Annotated in this window: 2 protein-coding genes and 1 pseudogene; 2 read left to right on the forward strand and 1 reads right to left on the reverse strand. The window is 59.5% G+C overall.

Annotated elements, in window-relative coordinates:
• Window positions 1–141 precede the first annotated feature (141 nt).
• Both GSQ95_RS25755 and GSQ95_RS25760 read left to right on the forward strand, forming a co-directional pair.
• A complete protein-coding gene (locus GSQ95_RS25755) occupies window positions 142–459 on the forward strand; it encodes a hypothetical protein (RefSeq protein ID WP_158896768.1) in 318 nt (105 codons plus the stop codon).
• 53 nt (window positions 460–512) lie between these two features.
• Window positions 513–1,126: pseudogene (locus GSQ95_RS25760) on the forward strand (DUF6012 family protein).
• Window positions 1,127–1,749: 623 nt separating this feature from the next.
• Here GSQ95_RS25760 and GSQ95_RS25770 read toward each other — a convergent pair.
• On the reverse strand, window positions 1,750–2,127 hold the full coding sequence (locus GSQ95_RS25770) for a histone-like nucleoid-structuring protein, MvaT/MvaU family (protein ID WP_158896766.1): 378 nt from the start codon (window positions 2,125–2,127) through the stop codon (window positions 1,750–1,752).
• Window positions 2,128–3,011 lie beyond the last annotated feature (884 nt).

Genomic DNA, 3,011 nt, shown 5'->3' on the forward strand with positions numbered 1-3,011 from the left:
CCTACCAAGAAGGGCGTGAATCGACGCTTGCGGTGACAGCGGCAGCTGCACACTAGGCAGACCGATCCGGGTCGACGCCTTTGCTGCCATGCGGGAAAGCCCGTTGATCTGGGACGGACCACTTCTATCGAGGACGGCCCCATGCTCGACCTGTACAACATGATCGGTGCACTGATCCCCACGGCTGGCCCCACCAAGGCCCATCCAGATGACGCTTACCGTGAAGGCTACGCCGCCGCGGTCGACGACGCGTTGAAGAAGGTCGACCAGGCGCCTGACGCATCCACGGCCGCGATCGCCTTCGCGCTGGAGACCGATGAGGGCATGACCTTCCTGCGCTGCTGGAACGAAGGCGACTTTGCCGCCATCCGCCGTGAGTGGCCGGAAGTGCCGAACGACGTCTTCGAGGGCGCTGATCCGCTGTTCAATCGATCACCCTCGCAGGTTTCGGCTGGCTAGCACCCCGACACGCGAGGCAGCCGCTCGTGCTCATCCACCTGGTACCACGGTTCATGACCTGCCCGGTCTCGGGGCCGCACGTCCAACTGATCGACCTGCGGATCGACTCGGTTGGCCTGCTCTTGCGTGATCGGGTGGACCTGGCCACGCGCCGGCCGACGCCGAAGAGTGCATGGCGATCGGCTGCAGCAAGCGTGGCCGCATGGCGCGGGTAGGGTTGCTGATCGATACAGTCCGGCCGGCCAAGTCGTTCACCGTGGTGTATCGGTGGGCGGTAGCGGCGGAACAGCTGATCGTGCATCGCGGGCACTATGATCTGCTGGGCGAGCCGGACGCCTGCCAGGTCGTTTCAGACAAAATAGCGACTTGGCCGCTGCGGCCGATGGAGCACCAGCACTCGATCCCGACCTTCGTCCAACCGCGGCTGGAAGCGACGTGCCTGGTGCCACGCGACAAGTTCGTTAACCAGCGAGTAGGAAGCAATGGGCTGTTGCTCAAGCGCGAGGAGTCGTTCCAGGTCCCGCTGCTTGACCGGGGTCATTGGCTCACGCGGCTGAATGAGTCCATGGGTGATCAGGCGCCGCGCCTCGAGGACGTAGTGACCTGTCCGCTCGGTACCGCAAGCCAGGGAATCGACCCCTATACCTTTGCTGGCGGTGAGGACTAGGCCGGAGTGCCGGCGAAAGATTCTTTCGCCCCCTAGATACCGCTTGGCCGGATCGCAGCTGCCGCTACGCCTTTGTAAGATTCTTACACGGTGGAAACGCCGGACAGCGTCCCAACGCGCTTAGGGCCTAGGCCTCGGCGACCTGGCGCAATTGAGCGATCTCGCCACCGGACCGCGCGAGCTGCTTGAAGCGTCTTTTGAAAGCCAGGCGGGCAACGGCCGGCGGCCAGGGCACGATCCGGTTAGGGAGCGGCTGGATCCTCTCGAGTGATGGCCATGGGGGACCCGGCGGGAGCAAATCGCGTCGCTCAGTTGCCATCGATACCAGGTCTGCCTCCTTGATGTTGGCCGGCATCTGCGCAGCGATCTCGAAGCACGCCGCGATCGGCTCCCAAGATACCCGCCTCGATCGGCTTGAAGCCTGGCAGCAGGGACTCACCATGTCGCCGACATAAGCCTCAGGGGCATCATGCCGCAGCGCGTCCGCTGCCGGCACCAAGTGGTTGGCCAATACGCTGTGTTGGCCAACGCTGCAGTGGGTCTAGGTGTAGCCGGCGGATCGCCACATGTTCGCCAACGCATGGGCGGGGCCTCACACAGCCCGCCAGCGTCAAGCGGGACGATTACTCGCCCTGAAGCCAGCCTTCGACTTCATCGGCACCGTGCTCAGCCTTCCATGCCTTCAGCAACTTGTGGTTACCACCTTTGGTCTCGATGACCTCACAAGTTTCGGGGTGCATATAGCGCTTCACCGCGCGCCGCCGGCGCTGCTGTGGGGCCGGAGCGGAATTGCTTTTGCGGACCGTATTCGTGCTGCGCTCCGGATCCAGGATAGCAATCACGTTGCGCAGGGACTTGTTGTGTTCACCCAGCAGAGCACGTAGCCGCTCTTCAAATTCAAGTTCTTTTTGCAGTCGCTCGTCACCATTCAACTGTTCCAAGCGCTGCTTCAGTTCTTCAATTGTGGCTTCGATCTGACGGTATTCTTGGATTAGGGACATAGTGATTTCCTCAAGATTAGGCGGTGGACGCTATCATAGCCTTTTCATGAATAATTAAATAGAGGGAACTGTAATATGTTATCAGGATGTAACGAAATCATTGCCATTGACCAACTTTGGCCGTGAGAAGCTCATTACATGTGTAGCGAAGCGTGGTTTCATGGATAGAACTACGCCGGATTGTCGACGATATAGTCATCCGGCCAGCGGAACTGCCATCAAACCAGCTACTGTTACCAAGCATCGAAGGCTCGAAGCCGGCACTTCATTCCGCTCGCGGTCGGACTACACCTTAAGGCATAGGATGACGAGGCGCGGAGCTTGGGTATGCGAACGAATGACCGCCATGCTTGTCAAGTGATGGCCCTGACGCCGATACGATGCATACAGGGGTTGATAGATCACTGTTTTAACGGCGGTAGAATTCATCGTCAAAGCCTGTAAGAATCCAGACTAAAGTGGGCTCATAGGCTGTACCCGGGCTTCCTCCATGTGCAAGTAGTGAGAGAAATTGCTATGGATGACTTTATTCGTGGTTTCAAACGCGGCGCTAGGGAGACCATGTACGGCTACTGGGTGCCTGCTGTGGCGTTGTGGCGCTTGCTATCGGACACGACGGACGATCTGATTCGGAAGGCGAACCGAGCAGAGAAATAGAGCGCTTGCACCGGCGGCGGTCATGGCTAGACCTCGCCATCGCATCCGTTCCCCTTGGTGTTAACGTAGCCTTCGATTTATGGGCGCAGTTGGTCTGGGTTAGCGGATCAGAGACCGTTTCGCAAATGTTGCCTTCGCAAAGCTGTCTCTACCAGGCTATTGCCGGCCGCGAGCTAGGGCTTGTCTGAAAAGTCGTGTTTGCTAGCCTGCCCCTGTGATGGCGATGG

The organism is Pseudomonas sp. BAV 4579, from assembly GCF_009765395.1.
Classification (GTDB): domain Bacteria; phylum Pseudomonadota; class Gammaproteobacteria; order Pseudomonadales; family Pseudomonadaceae; genus Chryseomonas; species Chryseomonas aestiva.

Excerpts from the sequence above, each read along its gene's own strand:
- GSQ95_RS25755 (WP_158896768.1), top strand. The coding sequence starts at position 142 with ATGCTCGACCTGTACAACATGATCGGTGCACTGATCCCCACGGCTGGC.
- GSQ95_RS25770 (WP_158896766.1), bottom strand. The coding sequence starts at position 2,127 with ATGTCCCTAATCCAAGAATACCGTCAGATCGAAGCCACAATTGAAGAA.